Here is a 21,079-nt window from a genome sequence, read left to right as displayed (position 1 = left end):
CACCCGGGTGCGCCCGACGTCGCGTCCACCACTCCGCCGATGCCCCGCCAACTCCTCACCCGTCACATGACGAAACGGGACCCACTAGTGCCCCCCTGCCTCTGACAACTCCCGACTGATCCGGGCGGCGTCCTGACCCGCGAGAACACTGCGGACTGTAGACGGATGCCAGATCTTGCCACCGCGGGCGGTCGGCACCTGGTTGCGGTTAAGGTCGTTCGCGATGCGCGCGTATCCGGCGCCGCCGCGGTGGGCGAGCACGATCCGGGTAACCACCTCGTCGGACAGAACCGAGGGACGGCCGAGCCGGACACCCTGGGCTCTCTTCACCGCCAGGGCGTCACGGGTGCGTTGGCGGATGGTGTCGCGCTCGTCCTCGGCGAGGTTGGCGAACAGGCGCAGCAGGAACCGTCCGTGCTGGTCATGGGTGCTCGCTGACTGCGCGACGACGTACAACGGCCAGCCCTCGGTGATCGCGGCTTCCATCAGCATCACCGAGTCGGAGAACTTGCGGGAGAGTCGGTCGACCTTGTGAACGATCATTCGTTCGGCCCGCCCGGAGGTGATGTCGGCAAGCGCCGCGGCCAATCCGGGCCTCTCAGCTGGGCCTTTGCCGCCGCTGATGCCTTCGTCGGAGTGCCAGGCGGTGATGGTCCAGCCTTCCCTCTCGGCGGCGGCCTCGATTGCAGCGCGCTGGGCGCCGATTCCAGCGCCGCTGATCCGCTGTTCCTTCGTCGAGACGCGCAGATAGGCGACCGCGGTTCCGGGGACTGCCGTTTCGGCGGGGTTCTTCTTCTTCCTCGCCCTCTCGGCCTTTGCCAGGGCGGCCTCGATCACCTTCTCCACCCCGTAACCGTACGGTAAATGTGCAGAATAGGATGCGAAACGGTCGTTTTCCACATACCGGAAGTGCGACCTAGCGTCGTGATTTCTGGGTGTCTAGATCAGTTGTTCGTCGCCGACCGCTACTGCTTCGGAAGCCGACATGTGCTGGCCCATGCCGTGATCGTGAGGATGCCTTTTCGAGCCGCCCCTTCTCGGCGTGAGCGTCGACGAGGTCTGTGATTGTCGAGTGCGGACCTATCTGTGTCTCGCATACTTGGCTGCCGTGTTCGACTGGGCTGCAGTCAGTTCCGCGCCTTGGAGGCAGCAGGCAGGTCCACACCGACCTCGGGGCGCGGGACGAGCCACACGGGCAGTATCGTCGATCGCGCCGCATGGTGCGGCTCGGCTCATCCTTTCGGGTGCGGGGCATTGTCGGCGTGTTGAGCACGGGCGATTGCACGTCCCGTGTGGATAGGCTCAGATTCGCGAGGATACGGGTGGAGGAGTAGTCGTGGCGGATGCTTTGGGGCGAGCTCTGGAGAATGTCAGCTCGTTGTCTCTGACTGGCCGCGTGTGGGATTCGGCGTTCGAGCGGGTAGCCGAGGGCGTGGAGACGTCGTTAGTTGTTGAGCCGGAGCCGTTTCCGGATGATCCGACCGGGACGATCGTCCTTGGTGGCGCGTAGCGCGGTCCATAGCCGGTCTGACGACACCTGTGACGCCCGTACAAGCGCGAACGCCGCCAGGCAGAGGCGATGCGTGAACAGACCGCAGCGATCCGTGAAGCATTGCACCGCAGGCGAAGTGTGGTATCGCACGCTGCGGACAGATCGACAAGCTCACCGCCCGCGCACCTCGATTCCTTGTCGACGGGAACGTCTGCCCAGGCTGTCGCTCACGACAAGTGGGTCCGTTCGTCGGTAGGGGCGAGCAGAATCAAGCGGTGACCTCGAGGTCTTACCGCAGTACGAGACCTCGCGAAGACCGACACAATCAGCGCAAGAGCGACCAGGAGACAGCATGAGATGGCCCAGACGGCGCAGATCGCCCAGAAAACGTATCGAGGGCTTGGAGGAGCCGGCCTACTGGGGAGAAGACGATCGAGCGTCCTATATCGAAGACCAGATCATCGCCGCTCATGAACAGCTTGACGATGCGGCCGCCGATATCGAACATGCCTCGCGCATCGAAAGGTCCTGGCACAAACTCGCGACCGCGCGGGTCAACGCCACCATCGCGCAGGTCGAAGAGATCCGTAGGCAGACCGCATCGATCCTTGAACAGACCGAGGTGATAGAGCGCGCGACCCGTGAGCAGAAGCCGGTCTGACGGCCCCGGTGACGACCGTACAAGCGCGAACGCCGCCAGGCATAGGCGATGCGTGAAGCGTTGCACCGCAGTCGAAATGCGGTATCGCACGCGGCGGTCAGATCGACAAGCTCACCGCCCGCGCACCTCGATTCCTTGTCGACGGGAACATCGACGCCGCCAAGGTTGTCGCTCACGACAAGTGGGTTGTTTTGTCGGTAGGGGCGAGCAGAATCGAGCGGTGACCTCGAGGTCTACCCCCAGTACGAGACCTCGCGAAGACCGACACAGACAGCGCAACAGCGACCAGGAGAGAGTATGAGTCGTGTCAAAAGATATGTCAGTAAACGGATTCCCCTCCCCGAGGACCCCTACGTGCGGGCCAATGCCGGAGAACACGATCGGGCCGCCTATATCGAGGACCTGATTCTCATCGCTGAGGACGAGCTCAGGGAAACCGATTATGTCGTACATCCTTCAGACATCGAAGAGTCCTGGGACCACCTCGCGAGAGCGCAGGTCAACGCCGCCATCGCGCACGTTGAAGCGGTCCGTGAGCAGACTGTAGCGATCCGTGAACAGACCGAGGTGATAGAGCGCGCGATCCGTGAGCAGACCGCGGCGATCCGTGAGCAGACTGCAGCGATCTACCGCACGCGAAACGTGGTGCCGTCCGCGGCGGCCGGTACAAGCAGCTACGAGCGGTGACTTCGGGGTCGGTTGACTGACCCGAGAACGAGCAAGGCCCGATCCATCCTTCAGGAGTGGATCGGGCCTTGATCGTCAGACGAGCACCAGCGCTATGCGCCGCATCGACTTACGACAACGGATTCCGCTGGCCGGTCGCGTTGTGCTGGTTGGCGAGGTCAGCGCTCGACTGTGCGCCTGCGTTGGCGCCCACCGAGCCACCGGCAGCGGCACCGGCAAGCCCTCCCACGAAGATCGCTCCAGCCAGGGGGCCCATCATGACGACGGGCGCAGCGACGAAGGCTGGCATTATGACAGCGCCAGCCACCGTGCTAACCAACGAACCACCACCGGCCAGGCCGCCGACGCCGCCGACGAACTCACCGGTATCGGTGTAGTCCGCGATCCGCTGTTCGGGTGTGGGGTTGTAGTTCGGTGCGAGCACCTTGAACGGGTCGACTTGGTTGGCGCCCGGCCACCACGGCGGAATCCACAGCGATCCGGTGTCCGATCCGGTGGGCTGTGCGTGGGCGGTGCCGGTGGATGCGGCAGCGATCGCGATCGGCAGTGCAGCGGCAACGAAGGCGCGCCGCGCCCAGTGACGTCGCTTCGCGGGATGGCGAGGCATCAAGAATTCCCCTATGGGTCGAGCGCCGCGCGAAGGCGCGGCGCGGATGGGTGTGCGTCAGCGCCCCGATCGGGCGCCGCGGGACCGAGCGGACGTGCCCGTTGTGCGTGGAATGTCCCCCCGGCCAACGAAAAAGATATCTGTGACCGACGGACGACGCCATTTGGCGCGGGCGGCCGCCAACTGGAGGCACCATTCGAGCAGGCGGGCACGAGTGCCGGCGCCCGTGCCGTCAGCGTCTAGTGCCCGCGCATATGCTCGGTGCCGCCACGGGGAGTCTCGATGCCCACGGTTCGTAGCCGTGGTCGGTCAGAGGTCGCAGGGGCTGGCCCCCATGTCGAGTCGCGGTGCCGCCGTTGCCAGACGAATACAGGCGACCACGAAACTCGGACTCGACGAGGGGGCCGTCGACCGCGCTGCCGTCTCAGACCGCCTTCTCGCCAGGAACCGCACCGTCGATCCGGTGGGTGCCGTCGCGGACAGTGCCGACGAACTCCTCGACCAGATCCTCGAGCGCGACGATCCCGATCACGGCGCCGGACGTGTCGACGACCGCACCGAGATGCGCGCCCGTGCGGCGCAGGACTGTGAGAGCGTCGTCGAGCGGCAGCGCAACCGAGATCAGCGGCAGGCGGCGGATGTCCGAGAGCGGTATCACCGTCTCCGGTCCGGCGGATTCGTCAGCCACCCGATCCAGGACGTCCTTCACGTGCAGGTACCCGACCAGCGAACCGTCGGCGCCGCGGACCGGGTAGCGCGAGTACCCGGTCTCGACGACCGCGTCCTCGACCGCGCCGAGCGTGGTGCCGCCAGCCAGCAGCGGGACGGTGCGCATCCTCGCCGACGGGATCATGACGTCGGCGACGGTGCGGCCCTCCGTGTGGAGTGCCTGTGTGAGACGACGGTGCTCCTCCTCGTCGATAAGGCCTTCGGTGTGGGATTCGCCGATCATCTCCGACAGCTCTATCGAAGAGACCGTCGAATCCAATTCATCCCGGGGTTCGACCCGTAACAGCTTCAGGACGGCGTTGGCGCTGAGGTTGTAGAACGCGATCAGCGGCCGGACCAGCTTGATGAACGCCAGGTGGGCCGGCACGAGCAGCATCGCGGTCTTCTCCGGCCCGGCGATAGCGATGTTCTTCGGCACCATCTCGCCGAGCAGGATGTGCAACACCACGACCAGGCTGAGCGCGAGTGTGAAGCCGATCGGGCGCACGAAGGCGTCCGGCACCCCGAGGGCGCCCATCGGCTGCTCGATCAGATGCGCGATCGCGGGCTCGCCGACCTTACCGAGCAGGATCGAGCAGATCGTGATGCCCAGCTGGGCGCCCGCAAGCATCAGGGACAGGTTCTCGCCTGCCTTGATGACCGTCGCCGCACGCTTTTTGCCCTGCGCGTGCAACGCCTCGAGCCGGTCGCGTCGCGCGGTGATGAGCGCGAACTCGGCGCCGACGAAGAAAGCGTTACCGGCCAGCAGCACGACGGCGAGCAACACGCCGAGGAGGTCACCCACGGTCGTTCTCCTCTCGGATCGTGTCGATTGCCGGGACCGGGGTCAGCAGCACCCGATCGATGCGTCGGCCATCCATCGTCAGCACGCGGCCGATCCAGCCGCGCCCATCGGCGCCGAGGGGCTGGCCGCTCGCGTCGGGCAGCGCTACCTCGTCGCCCTCGACGGGGATCCGTCCCAGGCATGTGAGCACGAGCCCGCCGATCGTGTCGTATTCGCCTTCGGGAGCGACGTAGCCGGTGGCGGCGGCGACCTCGTCGGTGCGCAGCAGGCCCGAGCAGGACCAGCTGTGGCCGACGCGCTGCACGTCGATCTCGGTTTCGTCGTGCTCGTCGCGGACGTCGCCGAGGATCTCCTCGATCAGGTCCTCCATGGTCACGATGCCCGCGGTGCCGCCGTACTCGTCGACGACCAGCGCAACCTGCATGCCGTCAGCGCGGACCTGTTCCATCACGGCGTCACCGTCGAGCGTGGACGGCACCACCGGAACAACATGCGCGAGCGAGGCGAGTCGGGTGGACTCGCGGCGCGCGGCGGGCACGGTGAATGCGTGTTTGATGTGCACGACGCCGATCGTGTTGTCGAGGTCCCCGTCGACGATGGGGAAACGGGAGTAACCGGTACGGGACGCGACTTCGATGAGGTCGGCGACCGTCGCGCCGGTCTCGAGTGACTCGATCTTCACGCGCGGGGTCATCAACTCCTCGGCGCTCAGGTCGCCGAAACGCAGCGACCGGTTCACCAGCAGCGCGGTGCCCGCGTCGAGGGAACCCCGCTCGGCGGATGTGCTCACCAGGGAGCCGAGCTCCTGCGGGGACCGGGCCGAGCGCAGTTCCTCCGCAGGTTCTATACCCAGGCGGCGGACGACCCAGTTAGCGGCACCGTTGAGGCCCTTGATGGCCCACTTGAAGATCAGTGAGAACCCGACCTGCAGACCCGCGGTGGCACGGGCGGTGGGCAGCGGCTTGGAGATCGCCAGGTTCTTGGGGACCAGTTCGCCGAAGATCATCGAGAACGAGGTCGCGATGATCAGTGCCAACGTCAGGGAGATACCCCGAGTCGCCGAATCGGACAGCCCGAAGCCGGTCAGGAGCGGGCTGATGAACCGCGCCAGCACGGGCTCGGCGAGGTAACCGGTGATCAGTGTGGTGATCGTGATGCCCAACTGGGCGCCCGAGAGCTGAAACGAGAGCGTGCGGTGGGCGTGCCGGACCTGGCGAGCACGAAGGTCGCCGCCGCGAGCATGGGCGTCGACGGTGCTGCGTTCGAGTGCGGTCAGCGAGAACTCTGCCGCAACGAAGATAGCGGTGCCTGCGGTCAGCGCTATGAAGCCGAGCAGGCTCAGGATTGCGAGCGTCAGCGCTGCGACGTCCATGTCAGCACCGCCCGCTCAGGAGATGGGGGCCGCCGGGTTTGTCGCCCGGCTCGCTAGAGGAACCTTCGGAGGATCCGTCAGCACCGGCCGAGTCGGAATCCGATCCTGGCGAGGTAGCTACGGGGGGTGGGTTTAAGGGTGCCTCGGGCACCTGTGTCCTCTCTGTCGGGCGGCGCATGTCATCACCTTCAACCGGAACGGCGCCGAGCGTATTTCCTGAAAGTGAGCCTCCACTGTAGCGTTTGTGATCTCAATGGGAGGAAACCGACATCCATCGGTGCCGTGGCCGTGACGGTCACCACCCCGTCGGGAGCGGGCGGCCCTCCGCGAACCCCGCGGCGGACTGGACCCCCATCACGGCCTTCTCGTGCAGCTCGTCGAGCGTCCTCGCACCCGCGTACGTGCACGCGCTCCTCACCCCGGAGCAGATGTGGTCGAGAAGATCCTCGACACCGGGCCGGGCCGGATCGAGCCGCATCCGGGAACTCGAGATGCCCTCCTCGAACAGCCCTTTGCGAGCTCGATCGAACGCGGTGTCCTCGACGGTCCGGGCGGCGACGGCGCGCTTGGACGCCATCCCGAAACTTTCCTTGTACCGGTTGCCGTCCCGATCGATCCGGAGTTCTCCGGGCGATTCGTACGTACCGGCGAACCACGACCCGACCATCACGTTCGAGGCGCCGGCCGCGAGCGCGAGCGCGACGTCACGCGGATGCCGCACGCCGCCGTCCGCCCATACGTGCGCGCCGAGTTCCTGGGCCGCGTCCGCGCACTCGGCGACTGCCGAGAACTGCGGTCGGCCCACGCCGGTCATCATGCGGGTGGTACACATCGCACCCGGCCCGACACCGACCTTGACGATGTTCGCGCCCGCCTCGATCAGGTCGCGGGTGCCCTGCGCCGAGACGACGTTGCCCGCGACGAGCGGGAGTCCGAGACCGAGCGCGGCGACCGAGCGGAGGGCGTCGAGCATCCGCTGTTGGTGGCCATGCGCGGTGTCGAGGACCAACACGTCCGCGCCGACGTCGGCGAGCGCCTTGGCCTTCTCGGCGACGTTGCCGTTCACGCCGACCGCGGCCGCGACACGCAACCGTCCGTGCGTGTCGACAGCGGGAGTGTAGATGCCCGCCCGGATCGCGCCGGTGCGAGTGAGGACGCCCGCGAGCATGCCGGCGTCGTCGACGATCACCGCGAGTGGGTCGTGCCGGGACTCGAGTAGCGCGAACACTTCGCGTGGGGTGGCGGTGGCGGGGGCGGTCGCGAAGTCCCGCACGGCGACCGCGCCCACGCGGGTGAATCGGTCGACGTCCGAGCAGGCCGCCTCGGTGAGCACCCCGACGGGCCGGCCGCCGTCGACGACCACCGCCGCGCGGTGCGAACGTTTGTGCAGGAGCGTCAGCGCATCCGAGACGGCGTCGTCACGATCGAGAGTGATCGGGGTGTCCGCGACCAGGTGCCGACTCTTGACGAAGGAGACCGTCTCGGCGACCGCGGACGCCGGCACGTCCTGGGGGATCACGACCAGGCCACCGCGGCGCGCGACGGTCTCGGCCATCCGGCGGCCGGCGACGGCGGTCATGTTCGCGACCACGATCGGGATCGTGGTGCCCGACCCGTCCGACGTCGCGAGATTCACGTCGAACCGGGACGCTACTTCGGTCCGATTCGGGACGAGGAACACGTCGTCGTATGTGAGGTCGTATGGGGGTCGCTGATCGTGGAGGAACTTCACGCCCTGACGTTACTGCGGATTCGTCCGCCGCGCCGTAGGTACGCGATCCCTGACCGTTTACCGACGGTGATCGCCCGTGCGAGGCGACAGCGGCCCGGACAAGGGCTCAGTGTTCGGGGCGCGTAAGGCGGCTCACCGCCCGCCCTGACGCCGGCGTCGGCTGTGCCCGGGACCGGTGGGCCGTCCGCGACGCTGATCGCCGCGGGAACGGAACCCGGGGCCACGTCCGCGGGGGTTACGCGTCTGGTCGGCGGGCGGGGGCGTCTCGCGTGCCTGTTCGGGAACCGGGGTTCGGGTGGGCTCGCGCGCCCCCGTCACCGCCGCCCAGCGCCGATCCTTGCCGCCCACCGGCAGCGGGTCCGCCTCCACTCCGGCCGCCCGCATCACCTTCTCGGCGGCGACGCGCTCGTCCTCGGTGACGACCGTCACCACCACGCCGAACTCTCCGGCGCGCGCGGTGCGGCCCGCCCGGTGCAGGTACGCCTTCGGTTCGGTGGGCGGGTCGACGTGGACGACGAGCGAGACGTCGTCGACGTGGATGCCGCGGGCCGCGACGTCGGTGGCCACGAGCACCGGTACGGTGCCGTCCGCGAATCCGGTCAGGGCGCGGGTGCGGTGGCCCTGCGGCTTGTCGCCGTGCAGGCCGGCCGCGTTCACCCCGGCCGTGCGCAGTTCGTCTGTGAGCCGGTCCACGCCCGCCTTGGTGCGGACGAACAGCAGCGTCCGGCCGTGGCGGGCTGCGATACGGGCGACGATGTCCCACTTGATCTCTCGCGGCACGTGCAGCACATGGTGGGCCATCGTGTCGACGGCGGCGACGGCGGCGGCCGTCGCATGAGCGACCGGATCGTGCAGGTACCGGGCGACGAGCGTGTCGACCTCACCGTCGAGGGTCGCGGAGAACAGCAGCCGCTGCGCCGACTGCGGGGTGTGGTCGAGGATCTCTGTGACCTGCGGCAGGAAACCGAGCTCGGCCATGTGATCCGCCTCGTCGACCACGGTGATCGTCACGTCGTCGAGGCGGGCCGTGCCCCGGTCCAGGTGATCGGCGAGCCGCCCGGGTGTGGCGACGAGCAGGTCGACGCCGCGGCCCAGCCGGGTGGCCTGCGCCTTGAGCGGGACCCCGCCGACGATCGCGGCCATCCGCAGTCCCAGAGCCACGGCGAACGCGTCGAGCGATGATTCGATCTGCGTGGCCAACTCCCGGGTGGGGACGAGCACGATCCCGCGCGGACGCCCGGGTCGGCTGGCGGCACCGGTCAGTCGAACCAGCAGCGGCAGCCCGAAGGCGAGCGTTTTTCCGGAGCCGGTCGGACCGCGTCCCAGGACGTCCCGCCCGGCGAGTATGTCCGGGATGGTGGCCGCCTGGATCGGGAACGGCGCCGCGATCCCCTCGCGGCCGAGGGCATGCACAAGCGTCGTGGGGAGTCCGAGCTGCGCGAAGGAGGGGGAGGGACGGTCGGACATGGATGAGTGTGGCCTTCCGTTCGTGAGGTCACAGGCTACCGCGGCTCCGCCGGTGCCCGACCTGCACGACGGGGCGCGCGCTGCGCATGCGCCCCGTCCGCTGCCGGCGGAAGGCTCAGGCCACGACCTCGGAGCGGTCGCCGCTCCAGAGGGTGTGGAACTTGCCCGGCGAGTCGACTCGCTCGTAGGTGTGGGCGCCGAAGAAGTCGCGTTGGCCCTGCGTGAGAGCCGCCGGAAGCCGCTCGGCGCGCAGACCGTCGTAGTACGACAGCGACGAGGCGAAGCCCGGGACCGGAATGCCCAGCATGGTCGCGGTCGCGACGACCCGGCGCCAGCTGTCGATGCCGCTTTCGATCGCCTCACGGAAGTACGGGGCCAGGATCAGGCTCGGCAGCTCCGGATCGGCGTCGTACGCCTCTTTGATGCGGTTGAGGAACTGTGCGCGGATGATGCAGCCGCCGCGCCAGATGGTGGCGAGATCGGCGCGGGTGACGTCCCAGCCGTACTCTGCGCTTCCGGCCGCGATCTGATCGAAGCCCTGCGCGTATGCGACAACCTTCGACGCGTACAGGGCGCGGCGGATGTCCTCGGTGAACTGTGCGGCATCGGTGGGCTTGTCGCCGAGCGTCCCGGACGCCAATCCCCGCGCGGCCGCCCGCTGGTCTCGTGAACCGGACAGAGCGCGGGCGAACACGGCCTCGGCGATGCCGGTGACCGGCACCCCGAGGTCGAGAGCCGACTTGACCGTCCAACGGCCGGTGCCCTTCTGCTCTGCGGCGTCGACGATCACGTCGACCAGGGGCTTGCCGGTCTTCGCGTCCTTTTGGCGCAGCACCTCTGCGGTGATTTCCACCAGGTAGCTCTCGAGGTCTCCGGCGTTCCACTCGGTGAACACGTCGGCGATCCGGTCTGCGTCGTAGCAGAGCGCGTCGCGGAACAGGTGGTAGGCCTCGCCGATCAGCTGCATGTCCGCGTACTCGATGCCGTTGTGGACCATCTTCACGAAGTGTCCCGAGCCGTCGGGGCCGATGTGCGTGCAGCAGGGCGTGCCGTCGACCTGCGCGGCGATCGACTCGAGCAGCGGGCCGAGCGCCTCATAGGACTCCTTGGGTCCGCCCGGCATGATCGACGGGCCGTTGAGCGCACCCTCCTCGCCACCAGAGATGCCCGCGCCGACGAAGTGCAGGCCACGCTCGCGCAGGCTGGCCTCGCGGCGAATTGTGTCGGTGTACAGCGCATTGCCGCCGTCGATGATGATGTCGCCGGCCTCCATCGCGCCGGCGAGCTCCTCGATCACCGCATCGGTGGGGTCACCGGCCTTGACCATGATCAGCACGCGGCGTGGCTTCTGCAGGGCCGCCACGAACTCCTCGATGGTCTCGGTACGTACGAAGTCACCGTCGTCGCCGTGGTCGGCCAGGAGCGCGTCCGTCTTCGCGACGCTGCGGTTGTGCAGGGCCACGGTGTGCCCGTGACGGGCGAAGTTGCGGGCGATGTTGGATCCCATGACGGCGAGCCCGGTGACGCCGATCTGGGCGCGGGCAGCCTCGGTGCTGGCAGAGGTCTCGATGGTCATGGATACAGCTTCCCCTGTTGCCCTGCCGCATTGCGAACCGGCCCCGCCCTTGCCGCTGCCGGATCGACCACCCGCTACTGGTTGTGTTCGCGGCGCGGCCCGGTGAAGCCGTCGTAGCTGCGACGGTCGGCGCGGCTGCGGAACCCGTTCGACCGGCGCTCCGGCGTGGCGCCGCCCTGCCGACGATCGACCGCGCCGCGTTCACCGCGGCTGTCGACGCCCCGGCGCGGACCGCGGGCAACCCGGTCACCGCTGTCGCGGCGCGGCCCGTTGGCACCGTCGCGGCGCGGCTCATTGCCACTGTCGCGGTGGTGACCCCGATGGCCACTGTCGCGGTGGTGACCCCGATGGCCACTGTCGCGGCGCGGCCCATTGCCACTGTCGCGGCGCGGCCCATTGCCACTGTCGCGGCGCGGCCCGCTGCCACTGTCGCGGCGGTGATCTCGGCCGCCGCTCTCGCGGCGGGGGCCACGGTCACCTAGACCACGGCGCGGGCCACGGTCACCGAACGACCGCTCCCGGCGCTGAGGACGGAAATAGCTCTCGCGCACCGGCTCGCCACTCGGGGTCCGGGCCCCGGTGATCGTGGCCAGCTCGTCGGACCCTGGAGAGACGGGGACGGCGGTGGCATCCACCCCGGCCATGCCGGTCAGGCGACGGAACTGGCGACGCTGGTTCGGCAGCACGATCGCCGCGACGACCCCGGCCTCGCCCGCACGCGCGGTACGACCGGCACGATGCAGGTAATCCTTGTGGTCCTGCGGTGGGTCGACGTGCACGACCAGGTCGATCCCGTCGACATGGATGCCGCGGGCCGCGACATCGGTCGCCACCAGCACGGGGGTGCGGCCGTTCTTGAATCGTTCCAGTACCCGGCTGCGCTGGTTCTGTGCCTTGCCGCCGTGCAGTGCCTCGGCGGCGACGCCCTTGTCCCGCAGCCGTTGAGTGATTCCCTCCGCGCCCAGCTTGGTCCGGGCGAACATGATCGTGCGGCCACCCTCGCGGGAAGCGATCTCGGCGAGGACAGCGTCCTTCTGGCCTCGGTCGACCAACAGCACGTAATGGTCCATCGTCGTCACCGATGCGCGACCGTCCTGGGTCGAGTGCATCTCGTGAGTGGGCAGGAACTCTCGAACCAGGGCCTGCACATCATGGTCGAGGGTGGCGGAGAACAGCAGCCGCTGGCTGTTGTCGGGGGTCTGGTCGAGCAGTGCGCGCACCTGAGGCAGGAAACCCATGTCCGCCATCTGATCGGCCTCGTCGAGCGCGGTCATCTCGACCTCGTCGAGGACGCACGTCTGCTGCCTGAGGTGGTCATTGAGCCGCCCTGGGGTCGCGACGAGGATGTCGACGCCACGGCGCAGCTGATCGACCTGCTTGGTGAACGGTGTGCCGCCGACCGCGGGGCGCACGTTCAGGCCGAGGGAGCCCGCGTACGGTGCCAGCGAATCGACCACCTGGAACGCCAGTTCACGGGTGGGGACGAGGACTAGGGCGCGGGGGCGTTTGGGGCGTGGACGGTCCTCGTGCTTTGCCAGCCGCGCCAGCATGGGCAGACCGAACGCGAGTGTCTTCCCCGACCCGGTTTGCGCGCGTCCGAGGATGTTCCGGCCCGCGATCGCGTCCGGGATCGCCATGGCCTGGATGGGCGTCGGTACGGTGATCGCCTTGCGGGCGAGTGCCGCGACGACCGGTTCGGGCAGCCCGATCTTCGCGAACGTCACCTTTGTGTCGTCGGCGAACGGCCGGTCGTGGTCGACGGTCGTCGGAGGATTGGGGGCAGCAGAAGTCACGCGGGAGTACCTCTCCGGACGTCGGGCGCGTCGCGGAGCGGGCTGTCACGCAGCCGCACGAAGAGACGAGCCGGGGGCACGATTCAACGGTCGTCAGCGCGTGCTGCGCAGGTGGGACCGGGTGCTCTGTGCCACATTGAACAATCGAAATTGAGTGAACCCGCCATCGGGCCGTCGACGAGTGTACGCGACACGGGTCGCCACCGACGACTCCGTTCTGGTGTTGTGACCGGCGCAACCAGCCGACGGTCAGGGCTGTATCGACGAGAACAGCCGGTTCAGCTCAACCAGCCAGGGCACGGCGACCGCGATCGTCGGGACCACGAGAATCGCTGCTGCGGCTATGTAGGCGGACACCGCGATCCGTGCGTCGGCGCCGGCGCCGTTGAGGCGCTGGATGCGGACCAGGGTGCTCGGGCCGCCTACCGCCATCGCGCCGCGGGGGGCGGTGGTCCCGGCGCAGGTCACCAGGGCGCGCGCCAGCGGCGTCGGGCCGGTGACCTTGACGGCGGAGTCGTCGGCGAGCAGCTCGACGAGCAGCTGGACCGAGCCGAGTGCGGACTTCGAGCGGACCACTCGCGGGAAGGCTTGGTGCAGTGCAGTGAACGCCTCGAGGACCAGGTCGTGGCGGGCCCGCAGGTGGGCACGCTCGTGGGTGAGGATGGCGGTGATCTCGGCGACGTTGAGGGACTTCAAGGTCCCCTCGCTGAGCACGACCCGCTGCCGCAGGCCCGGAAGGCAGTAAGCGATCGGCTCGGCCGCGTCGAGGACACGGACGTCGGACAGACGCCCCAATGCGGCGGAGATGTCGGCGTCGCCGCGGTCGAGCAGGTCGACGAGCATGCGGTGCCGTGCTCGGCGGCGGCGCGTGTGCACGGCAACACGGACGATCGAGGCGATCAACCTTGCGCCGATCAGCAGCGTGAGGCCGAGCACGACTATGTACAGGATCCACAGGGGTAGACCGAGCGCGTCGATCTCGGCGGTCGGATCCGTGGTGGGGCGCCCGTCCGGGCCGGGAACCAACAGCTGGCTGGCGATGGCGAGCCCGGAGCTGAACGCCGACAGCACTGCGGCGAGCGCGATCGCCTGCCACAGCACCAGTGCAGCGCGGGGCGCACGGAACGGCCACCGAGCACGACTCAGCATCGCCGGCACGGGGCCGGTCAGGGCGAGCGCGAGCACCCCGAAAGCCAGTGCGTTGCTGGCGTTCATCAGCTACACGACATGACGTCGACAGGCCTCAACTCGCCCGACTGGTACCTCGGCGCAGGCCGGTACTGCCTGGCGGGTGCATCGGGGCCGCTGACTGGGAGGTCGTCTCGCCCTTCGTCGCCTCGGACTCCTCGAGGGCGGCCAGCGCCTCGCGGAGTGCTGCGGCCTCGTCGGCACCGACCTGTCCGACGAAGTGGACGAGTGCCGCGGCACGCTCACCGGACTCGTCGGCCTGCTGCAGGGCGTCGACCATCAGGCTCGCGACCAACTCGTCGCGCCCGTGCACGGGGACGTAGCGGTGTGCACGGTCGTCGCGCTGTTGGATCACCAGATGCTTCTTCGCGAGGCGCTGCAGCACGGTCATCACCGTGGTGTACGCGAGTTCGCGGCGGGCAGCGAGGGCTTCATGCACCTGCCGCACCGTCTGGGGTTCCGAGACGGACCACAGATGATCCATCACCGCACGTTCGAGCTCACCGAGTCCAGCCATGCTTCAAATTCTACGTACCGCACGTCCCGAACCGCTCGCACTACCGGAAGTACGTTCGAGCGGCGGGTGTGGTATCGGTCTCAGTCGATGTCAGGCGGAGATGCCAGGATCCACGTCGTCGTCCCCGTCCGGAACGGCTACGGTTCGCTCTGGACTTTTCGCCCGCTCACCTCTGCACGCGAGGATCGCAGGCGCGCATCCAGCGACCAGGCTCCGGCCCCGACGATGAGCAGGAAAAGAGTTCCGCACAGTTGAGCGACGTCGACGCGGGCCTCGTGGGCGAAATCCCAGAATCCTGACTCCCCGGCAAATGTCGGCGAGTTGCCCCAGAGAATAGGCATCTTCGTGATCAATAGCGCGCCCATCATGTTGACGATCATGGGGAGTGCGGCCAGGCGTGTGAGCAGGCCGGCGAGGATCAGACAGCCGCACAGTATTTCGAACACGCCGTCGAAGTAGGCGAAGAACGCCGGTGCGGGGATTTCGGCCGTCGTGAATCGTCCGGTACCGAGTCGCTCGGGGTAGACGAATTTCTGGATCCCCTCGGACAGGAAGACGGCGCCGACGTAGAAGCGGATCAGGACAACCGAAGCTGGTGCATCCGTCGCGGTCAGTCGAGTCAACAGATTTTGAAATTCAGGCATGGGTGCCTCCCGTCGCCTGGGCCTAATTCAGCCCCCGATGGTTCATCTTCCGCCGACACGCAGTCGGCGTGCTACGTACACGAGTGCGCCGGCCGCGATAACGGCGGCCCCGGCCATGACGGAGGTCAGTGGCAGGGTGAACGCCAGCACCAGGCAGCCGACGGAACCGACGATGGGAATCAATCTCGCCGGCCGGCCCTCGTCGGGTGCGAGGGTCCAGGCGGAAGCGTTCCCGACGGCGTAGTACAGGAGGACTCCGAACGAGGAGAATCCGATGGCCGCACGGACATCGGCGAACGCCGCGACCGTGGCGACGATGATTCCGATGGTGATCTCGGCCCGATGCGGGACGCCGAAACGGGGATGCACAGCCGCGAGAGCTCCGGGGAGATGACGATCGCGGGCCATGGCCAGGGTCGTTCGGGAGACTCCGAGGATCAGCGCGAGCAGTGATCCGAGCGCTGCCACGACCGCGCCCACGCGCACCGCGGGCTCGAGCCAGCCGGCGCCGGCAAGGGCGACTGCCTCCGACAACGGGGCACTCGTTGTGGCCAGTTGCTGAGGGTCCACCACGAGCAGTACAGCGACCGCGACACATGCGTACACGACCAGGGTGATACCCAGTGCCAGCGGGATCGCTCGCGGAATGGTACGAGCCGGGTCACGGACCTCCTCGCCGAGGGTCGCGATGCGCGCGTAGCCCGCGAAGGCGAAAAACAGCAGTCCCGCAGCCTGGAGCACTCCGCCCACGGTGACGTCCGAACCCCACCCGAGTCGCGCCGGGTCGGCGGCGTCGGACGCGAAAGCGGCCACGACCACCGCCGCGAGTACGGCCAGCACGACGGCCACGATGACGCGGGTGAGCCACGCGGACTTTTTGATCCCCGCGTAGTTGACCGCCGTCAAGGCCACCACTGCCGCGACCGCCACCTCGTGCGCGTACTGCGGCCAGGCATAGAGCCCGACGGTCAACGCCATCGCTGCACACGACGCCGTCTTGCCCGTGACGAACGACCACCCCGCGAGGTACCCCCAGAACTTGCCCAGTCGTTCCCGCCCGTAGACGTACGAGCCGCCGGAGGCGGGGTAGCGGGCGGCCAGGCGCGCAGACGAGGTGGCGTTGCAGTACGCGACCACCGCGGCGATCGCCAACCCGATCAGCAGCCCGGCGCCGGCCGCGTGTGCCGCGGGGGCAAGCACGGCGAAGATCCCGGCACCGATCATCGAGCCCAAACCGATGGTGATGGCGTCGGCAGTGCCGAGGCGCCTCATCAGCTGGTTCGCGTCGCCGGTGGCTGTGGAAGCGGGTCGGCTCTTCGACATCCGAACTCCTATCGCTCACCGATATCGGCCAACGATATCGCGATTCCCGGGCCGCCGCGACCCTGCGCCGCGTCGGACCCAACCCAAACGTTTGACGAGGCGTTTCGGCGCGCGCCAGTATTGACAGATGTCGAATCAGCTAGAGCCGAATCGACCAGAGACGCGCTGCTCACCCCTCGGGTGCGAGCCGTTGGGCCCGGACCAGGCCGACGACCTGGCCCGAAGGTTCAAGGCACTGGGGGACCCGGTCCGGTTACAGATGATCAGTCTGATCGCCGGCCACGAGAACGGCGAGAGCTGCGTGTGCGACATCTCCCCGGCGTTCGAGCTGTCGCAGCCGACCATCTCGCACCACCTGAAGGTTCTGCGCGAGGCAGGCTTGCTCGACTGCGAGCGCCGCGGCACCTGGGTGTACTACCGGGTGATCCCCTCCGCGTTGGCGCAGCTGTCGGTGGTGCTCTCGCCCGAGCCGGGCGTCGTCCGGGGCTCAGACTGCGCGTCGGAGGACGCCTCGGCCCCATTTCCGTCGCGGTGAGGGATTCCTGGCGGGTGCCCGTCGCACCGACATACGGTGCGGCACCGGCTGGACGTCAGACGTGCTCTGGGGTGTGGATGCCGAGAACTTCGCGGGCCAGTTCCGCCAAGGCCTTGCGGTCTTCGTCGAGTGCCCGTTTCCCGGCGTCGGTCACGTGGTACACCCTGCGGGCGCGACCCTCGACCACTTGCTGCTGCGATGTCAGCAGCCCTTCGGCCTCGAGACGATGCAGGGCAGGGTAGAGCGTGCCGGGGCTGATGTCGTATCCGTGCTCGGACAGCTCCCGGGTCATCCACGCGCCGTGGATGCCCCGCTGGGCTGCGTGATGGAGGATGTGGACGCGTACCGCGCCGCGTTGGAACTCCCGCATGTGAACACCTCCGCGTCCAAACGCTCGGATAACCGAGCCGATATCGCTTCCCGATACCGCGTTCCGATACTACGACGGACGCCGGTCAACGATCGCGAACCGGGCCGCCCGCTGCGCCGTATACGTGTCGGGTGCCGATCGGGACGATCAGGGGACGATCCGAGACGGGGTCCTCGATGACAGTGGCCTCCAGTCCGAAAACCTCCGCGAGCAGTTCGGAGGAGATGACATCCTGTGGCTTGCCGGACGCGACGATCCGGCCCTGCGCCATTGCGATCAGGTGGTCGCTGTATCGGACGGCGAGGTTGAGGTCGTGCAGAACCATGATCACGGTGCGGCCCATTTCCTCGTGCATGCGGTCGACGAGGTCGAGCACCTCCACCGAGTGCGACAGGTCGAGGTAGGTCGTCGGCTCGTCGAGCAGCAGGAGTTCGGTGCCCTGCGCGAGCGCCATCGAGATCCATGCGCGCTGGCGCTGTCCTCCGGAAAGTTGGTCGACCGGCCGGTCTGCAAGATCGGCCACGCCCGTCAACGCGAGCGCACGCGCGACCTCGTCCTCGTCGTCCGACGACCACTGCCGGAACCACGACTGGTGCGGGTGGCGTCCGCGCGCGACCAGATCGGCGACCGTCAACCCCTCAGGGGCAACCGGGGCCTGCGGCAACATGCCGAGTGTCCGCGCTACCTCCTTGGTGCGCATCGACGAGATGGCCTTGCCGTCGAGGAGCACCGTGCCGGCGCGCGGCTTGAGGAGCCGACCCAGGGCACGCAACATCGTCGACTTGCCGCAGCCGTTCGGGCCGATCACCGTCGTGATCACGCCGGTAGGGATCTCGACGTCGAGCCCCTCGACGATGACCCGGTCGCCGTAGCCGAGGGTCAGGTTCTCGGCGACGAGTCGGGGAGCGGGGGAGGCTGGTGCCGACTCGGCCGGTCGGGTTCGAGGGGTCATGCCGAGACCTTCCGGTTGTTGCGGACGAGCAGATACAACAGGAACGGGCCGCCGATCGCCGAGGTCACGACGCCGACGGGCAGTTCGGCGGGAAGAACGGTTCGGGCGATGATGTCGCTGCCGACCACCAGCACGGCGCCGGTGAGCCCCGACGCAATGATTGGCGGCCCCGCCGAACGGATCAGACGCATAGCGACCTGCGGTGCCGCCAACGCAACGAACCCGACGGGTCCGGCGGCCGCGGTGGCGATCGCCGCGAGCACCACCGCCGCGATCAGCAGCTTGGCCTGCTCGGACTGCTGCTGGACCCCCAACGAACGCGCGTTGTCGTCGCCCAGCCGCAGGGCTCCGAGCGTGAAGGCCGAGACCACGGCCCAGCCGCCGATGAGGACGAGAGCGATCGCCACCGGCCACACCTGTGCCCAGTCCGCCCCGTTCAGCGAGCCGTTGATCCACACCATGGCGCGCGAGGCGTCGTTGATGTCCGCCGAGATGAGCAGCCAGCCGGTGGTCGCGAGCATCATCGCGTTGATACCGATACCGACCAGGATCAACCGGTACCCCTCGACGCCCTGGCGCCACGCCAGCAGGTAGATCACGCCCGCGGTGAGCAGGCCGCCGAGCAGTGCCGCCAGGGGGATGCCGAGCGTGGCGAGCAGACCGACGAACGATCCGCCACCCCCGAGCACGATCAACGCGACCGCCGCGGCACCCGCACCCGAGGTGATGCCGAGGATGTCCGGGCTGGCGAGCGAGTTGCGGGCGACCGACTGGGTGATCGCGCCGGCGATGCCGAGCGCGACACCGATCAGCACGGCCGTCAGCGCGCGGGGCAGTCGCAACTCCATCACGATGAATCGCTGCACGTTCGACCCTCCGCCGAACAGCACGTCGGCGACCTCGGGGAGCGACAGCGGGAAGTCGCCGCGGCCGACTCCGACACACACCAGCAGGAACACCGTCGCCACCAGCACGACGTTCACCACGATCATGTATGGCCGCAGCACCAGCGAGATCGGCCCGAGTCGGAACGCGGGCCGCGACGGCACCTTCATCGACGCGCCCGGCTCGGCGGACGTGGTGGCGGGATCGATGACGCTCACAGGCTCGCCAGCTTCCTGCGCCGAACCAGCGCGATGAAGAACGGGGCGCCGAAGACGGCCAGCACGATGCCGACTTGGAGTTCACCCGGCCGCACCACGACCCGGCCTATCACGTCGGCCATCACGAGCATGAGGCCACCGAGAACACCGGCGTAGGGGACCAGCCAGCGGTAATCGGGGCCGGTGATCGCGCGCGCCACGTGTGGAACGACCAGGCCGATGAACGCGATCGGTCCGCATGCGGCGGTGGCCGCCCCGGTGAGGAGCGTGATCGCCGCGATGCCGACGATGCGGGAGGAGGTGACGTTGGTTCCCAGCGACCGTGCCACGTCCTCTCCGAGACTGATGACATTGAGGCTCGGGGTGCTGGCGATCGCTATCAGCAAGCCGAGGATCAGGAACGGCAACACCTGCCAGAGGATGTCGTACCCACGGCCGGCCACCGAACCGACCACCCAGAATCGGTAGCCGTCGAGCGAGGTCTGGTCGAGAATGACCACCGCACTGGTCATGGCCTGTAGGAAGAACGCGACTGCAGCCCCGGCGAGGGCGAGACTGAGCGGACTGGCGCTACCGTTGCCGATCGACGAGAGGCCGAACACCGTGATCGACGCGAGGGCTGATCCGACGAAGGCGAACCACAGGTACTGGCCTGGCGTCGCCAGCCCGAAGACGTAGATCGCGATCACGACGAGGAACGCGGCGCCAGCGTTGAGGCCGAGCAGGCCGGCGTCGGCGAGCGGGTTGCGGGTATGGCCCTGGATCAACGCACCGGCGACGCCGAGGGCGATGCCGACGACGAGACCGAGCAGGGTCCGCGGGATGCGCAGCGTCCGCACGATGATGTCGGTCTCGTCGCCCGTCGAATAGAACAGTGCGTGGAAGATCTCGTCGAACGACAACGGCCGGGCACCGACCGACACGCTCGCGAACAGGATCACTACCAGCAGGATCGCCAGCGCGGCCAGGCCCAGCAATCGTCGGCGACGAATGGCGGCCAGCGAGGTATCGGGTGCAAGCGGTTCGAATCCGTCCACGCGCGCAGTCGATTCGCGCACCACCTCCGTGCCGCGATCCCACCAGCGGTGCAGTGCGCGCCGGACACCGATTGGTGCGCCGGTCTCGATGTCGCGGGTGACTAGGCCACACCACCCCTTACCGACGGTCGTTCCGGCTCTGCCCTCGCGTACACCGCGGTTCCAGACGAAAAGACAGATGGCGACTGCCAGTGCTGCGCCACCGAACACGGCCCGATCCGCCTCGCCGCCGCCGTTGACGTCGGCGAGCGAGTCGACCAGGTACCAGCCGATCAGGACGGGGATTGCGAGGACGCAGAGATCGATCGCGTTCGCGACTGCCCTCAACTGCAATGGGGCCGGGCCCTCGGGGACGACCTCCTTCCCGAAGTCTCCGTCGCCCCTGTGATCACCGAGGTCACCGCGGCCCCCGAGTGCATGCTTGCGCGTCGACGAGTCCGAACTCGTGTCTGGCGGGCGGGTCGTCACGGCAGGGGTGCTCCTGGGCGGGCAGGCGAAAAGGGAAGACGC

General features: G+C 68.2%; 19 protein-coding genes. 3 read left to right on the top strand and 16 right to left on the bottom strand.

From position 1 onward, the window contains the following. Nucleotides 1-84: 84 nt before the first annotated feature. Nucleotides 85-846, bottom strand: a complete 762-nt coding sequence (locus tag EGT50_RS07225; RefSeq protein WP_235870619.1) for a recombinase family protein — start codon at nt 844-846, stop codon at nt 85-87. 998 nt (nt 847-1,844) lie between these two features. On the opposite strand from EGT50_RS07225, the gene EGT50_RS07220 reads away from it, so the two are divergent. Next, nucleotides 1,845-2,153 (top strand): hypothetical protein, encoded by a 309-nt coding sequence (locus tag EGT50_RS07220; RefSeq protein ID WP_127952020.1) that lies wholly within the window; start codon nt 1,845-1,847, stop codon nt 2,151-2,153. A 297-nt stretch (nt 2,154-2,450) separates the two neighbouring features. After that, nucleotides 2,451-2,840: a hypothetical protein gene (locus EGT50_RS07215; protein WP_127952018.1), complete on the top strand. Its 390-nt coding sequence runs from the start codon at nt 2,451-2,453 to the stop codon at nt 2,838-2,840. A 109-nt stretch (nt 2,841-2,949) separates the two neighbouring features. Here the strand turns inward: EGT50_RS07215 and EGT50_RS07210 are convergent, their stop codons facing one another. The 11 genes from EGT50_RS07210 to EGT50_RS07155 form a co-directional block, all read right to left on the bottom strand. Next, complete coding sequence (locus EGT50_RS07210; protein ID WP_127952016.1) at nt 2,950-3,447, bottom strand: hypothetical protein; 498 nt, start codon at nt 3,445-3,447, stop codon at nt 2,950-2,952. 424 nt (nt 3,448-3,871) lie between these two features. Continuing rightward, a complete protein-coding gene (locus EGT50_RS07205; RefSeq protein WP_127952014.1) occupies nt 3,872-4,960 on the bottom strand; it encodes a hemolysin family protein in 1,089 nt (362 codons plus the stop codon). Continuing rightward, on the bottom strand, nt 4,953-6,332 hold the full coding sequence (locus EGT50_RS07200) for a hemolysin family protein (protein WP_127952012.1): 1,380 nt from the start codon (nt 6,330-6,332) through the stop codon (nt 4,953-4,955). The genes EGT50_RS07205 and EGT50_RS07200 overlap by 8 nt, the downstream gene beginning before the upstream one ends. A 295-nt stretch (nt 6,333-6,627) precedes the next feature. Beyond that, entirely contained in the window at nt 6,628-8,064 is a 1,437-nt protein-coding gene (locus tag EGT50_RS07190) for a GuaB1 family IMP dehydrogenase-related protein (protein WP_127952008.1), read from the bottom strand. Between the two features lie 132 nt (nt 8,065-8,196). Continuing rightward, nucleotides 8,197-9,531: a DEAD/DEAH box helicase gene (locus tag EGT50_RS07185; protein ID WP_127952006.1), complete on the bottom strand. Its 1,335-nt coding sequence runs from the start codon at nt 9,529-9,531 to the stop codon at nt 8,197-8,199. A gap of 115 nt (nt 9,532-9,646) precedes the next feature. Beyond that, complete coding sequence (gene gndA, locus EGT50_RS07180) at nt 9,647-11,107, bottom strand: NADP-dependent phosphogluconate dehydrogenase (RefSeq protein ID WP_127952004.1); 1,461 nt, start codon at nt 11,105-11,107, stop codon at nt 9,647-9,649. Nucleotides 11,108-11,181: 74 nt separating this feature from the next. Next, nucleotides 11,182-12,900, bottom strand: a complete 1,719-nt coding sequence (locus EGT50_RS07175; protein ID WP_408014609.1) for a DEAD/DEAH box helicase — start codon at nt 12,898-12,900, stop codon at nt 11,182-11,184. A 249-nt stretch (nt 12,901-13,149) separates the two neighbouring features. After that, entirely contained in the window at nt 13,150-14,115 is a 966-nt protein-coding gene (locus tag EGT50_RS07170) for a M56 family metallopeptidase (RefSeq protein WP_127952002.1), read from the bottom strand. Between the two features lie 28 nt (nt 14,116-14,143). Continuing rightward, complete coding sequence (locus tag EGT50_RS07165) at nt 14,144-14,605, bottom strand: BlaI/MecI/CopY family transcriptional regulator (protein ID WP_127952000.1); 462 nt, start codon at nt 14,603-14,605, stop codon at nt 14,144-14,146. A 137-nt stretch (nt 14,606-14,742) separates the two neighbouring features. Next, complete coding sequence (locus EGT50_RS07160) at nt 14,743-15,249, bottom strand: DoxX family protein (RefSeq protein ID WP_127951998.1); 507 nt, start codon at nt 15,247-15,249, stop codon at nt 14,743-14,745. 42 nt (nt 15,250-15,291) lie between these two features. Then, a complete protein-coding gene (locus EGT50_RS07155; RefSeq protein ID WP_127951995.1) occupies nt 15,292-16,572 on the bottom strand; it encodes an APC family permease in 1,281 nt (426 codons plus the stop codon). 127 nt (nt 16,573-16,699) lie between these two features. Here EGT50_RS07155 and EGT50_RS07150 point away from each other — a divergent pair, with 127 nt between their 5' ends. After that, complete coding sequence (locus tag EGT50_RS07150; protein ID WP_127951993.1) at nt 16,700-17,107, top strand: ArsR/SmtB family transcription factor; 408 nt, start codon at nt 16,700-16,702, stop codon at nt 17,105-17,107. Between the two features lie 55 nt (nt 17,108-17,162). Here the strand turns inward: EGT50_RS07150 and EGT50_RS07145 are convergent, their stop codons facing one another. The 4 genes from EGT50_RS07145 to EGT50_RS07130 all read right to left on the bottom strand — a co-directional run bounded on the left by EGT50_RS07145 (nt 17,163) and on the right by EGT50_RS07130 (nt 20,902). Continuing rightward, on the bottom strand, nt 17,163-17,477 hold the full coding sequence (locus EGT50_RS07145; RefSeq protein WP_127951991.1) for a PadR family transcriptional regulator: 315 nt from the start codon (nt 17,475-17,477) through the stop codon (nt 17,163-17,165). An 85-nt stretch (nt 17,478-17,562) separates the two neighbouring features. After that, the gene (locus EGT50_RS07140) at nt 17,563-18,429 is read right to left on the bottom strand and encodes an ABC transporter ATP-binding protein (RefSeq protein ID WP_127951989.1); all 867 of its coding nucleotides are present in this window, start codon (nt 18,427-18,429) and stop codon (nt 17,563-17,565) included. Beyond that, nucleotides 18,426-19,484 carry a FecCD family ABC transporter permease gene (locus tag EGT50_RS07135; protein ID WP_127952317.1) on the bottom strand — a complete coding sequence of 353 codons (1,059 nt, stop codon included), beginning with the start codon at nt 19,482-19,484 and terminating at the stop codon, nt 18,426-18,428. The genes EGT50_RS07140 and EGT50_RS07135 overlap by 4 nt, the downstream gene beginning before the upstream one ends. Before the next feature lie 44 nt (nt 19,485-19,528). After that, complete coding sequence (locus EGT50_RS07130; RefSeq protein WP_235870633.1) at nt 19,529-20,902, bottom strand: iron chelate uptake ABC transporter family permease subunit; 1,374 nt, start codon at nt 20,900-20,902, stop codon at nt 19,529-19,531. Nucleotides 20,903-21,079: the final 177 nt, after the last annotated feature.

The organism is Rhodococcus xishaensis (genome assembly GCF_004011825.1).
GTDB classification, from domain to species: Bacteria; Actinomycetota; Actinomycetes; order Mycobacteriales; family Mycobacteriaceae; genus Prescottella; species Prescottella xishaensis.
The sequence above is the reverse complement of the archived record's forward strand: the minus strand, read 5'-3'. Positions and strand labels throughout refer to the sequence as shown.

What these genes read in the sequence shown, in the direction of transcription:
- EGT50_RS07220 (WP_127952020.1), top strand. Translation starts at nt 1,845, where the DNA reads ATGAGATGGCCCAGACGGCGCAGATCGCCCAGAAAACGTATCGAGGGC.
- EGT50_RS07215 (WP_127952018.1), top strand. Translation starts at nt 2,451, where the DNA reads ATGAGTCGTGTCAAAAGATATGTCAGTAAACGGATTCCCCTCCCCGAG.
- EGT50_RS07210 (WP_127952016.1), bottom strand. Translation starts at nt 3,447, where the DNA reads ATGCCTCGCCATCCCGCGAAGCGACGTCACTGGGCGCGGCGCGCCTTC.
- EGT50_RS07200 (WP_127952012.1), bottom strand. Translation starts at nt 6,332, where the DNA reads ATGGACGTCGCAGCGCTGACGCTCGCAATCCTGAGCCTGCTCGGCTTC.
- EGT50_RS07185 (WP_127952006.1), bottom strand. Translation starts at nt 9,531, where the DNA reads ATGTCCGACCGTCCCTCCCCCTCCTTCGCGCAGCTCGGACTCCCCACG.
- gndA (WP_127952004.1), bottom strand. Translation starts at nt 11,107, where the DNA reads ATGACCATCGAGACCTCTGCCAGCACCGAGGCTGCCCGCGCCCAGATC.
- EGT50_RS07170 (WP_127952002.1), bottom strand. Translation starts at nt 14,115, where the DNA reads ATGAACGCCAGCAACGCACTGGCTTTCGGGGTGCTCGCGCTCGCCCTG.
- EGT50_RS07165 (WP_127952000.1), bottom strand. Translation starts at nt 14,605, where the DNA reads ATGGCTGGACTCGGTGAGCTCGAACGTGCGGTGATGGATCATCTGTGG.
- EGT50_RS07160 (WP_127951998.1), bottom strand. Translation starts at nt 15,249, where the DNA reads ATGCCTGAATTTCAAAATCTGTTGACTCGACTGACCGCGACGGATGCA.
- EGT50_RS07155 (WP_127951995.1), bottom strand. Translation starts at nt 16,572, where the DNA reads ATGTCGAAGAGCCGACCCGCTTCCACAGCCACCGGCGACGCGAACCAG.
- EGT50_RS07150 (WP_127951993.1), top strand. Translation starts at nt 16,700, where the DNA reads ATGTCGAATCAGCTAGAGCCGAATCGACCAGAGACGCGCTGCTCACCC.
- EGT50_RS07145 (WP_127951991.1), bottom strand. Translation starts at nt 17,477, where the DNA reads ATGCGGGAGTTCCAACGCGGCGCGGTACGCGTCCACATCCTCCATCAC.
- EGT50_RS07140 (WP_127951989.1), bottom strand. Translation starts at nt 18,429, where the DNA reads ATGACCCCTCGAACCCGACCGGCCGAGTCGGCACCAGCCTCCCCCGCT.
- EGT50_RS07135 (WP_127952317.1), bottom strand. Translation starts at nt 19,484, where the DNA reads ATGAAGGTGCCGTCGCGGCCCGCGTTCCGACTCGGGCCGATCTCGCTG.